The sequence below is a fragment of the Bradyrhizobium sp. KZN70725 genome (assembly GCF_055264925.1).
Genome location: NZ_JBUYWT010000214.1, coordinates 1 through 485 on the forward strand (window position 1 = coordinate 1; position 485 = coordinate 485).

Here is a 485-nt window from a genome sequence, read left to right on the forward strand (position 1 = left end):
CACACGAGTGTGGCCGTCGGCTACGTGCGCAGCAGCGACGACAGGCTTGAGCTGGATCCGGACAGGCGGGTGCGCGAGGCGCTCCATTTGGCGTTCCGTAAGTTTGCCGAGTTTGGCAGCGTGCGCCAGGTCGCGATTTGGTTATGCGACAACGGCATCAAGATGCCGATTGTCGTGTATGGTCCACGCGGCCGAATGGTGGAGTGGCGGCTGCCACGCTACAATACGATTCACCGGCTGCTGACCAATCCGATCTATGCTGGCGCCTACGTATTTGGTCGGACCGGCTCGCAGGTTCGAATCGAAGCCGGCCGCAAGCTGGTCACCCGTAATGTACGGCGAACGCAGAAAGACTGGGAAGTTCTGATTCGTGGTCATCACGACGGCTACATCTCCTGGCAGGATTACGAGAACAATCAACGGACCATCAACGGGAACGCTAACATGAAGGGCGCGATGGTGCCGGGATCGGTGCGCAATGGCGG

Annotated in this window: 1 protein-coding gene; it reads left to right on the top strand. The window is 59.8% G+C overall.

Translation table 11 applies throughout. The features are described from left to right. The coding region (locus ACZBJS_RS42775) for a recombinase family protein (protein ID WP_463440363.1) at positions 1–485 on the top strand (485 nt) is incomplete at both ends.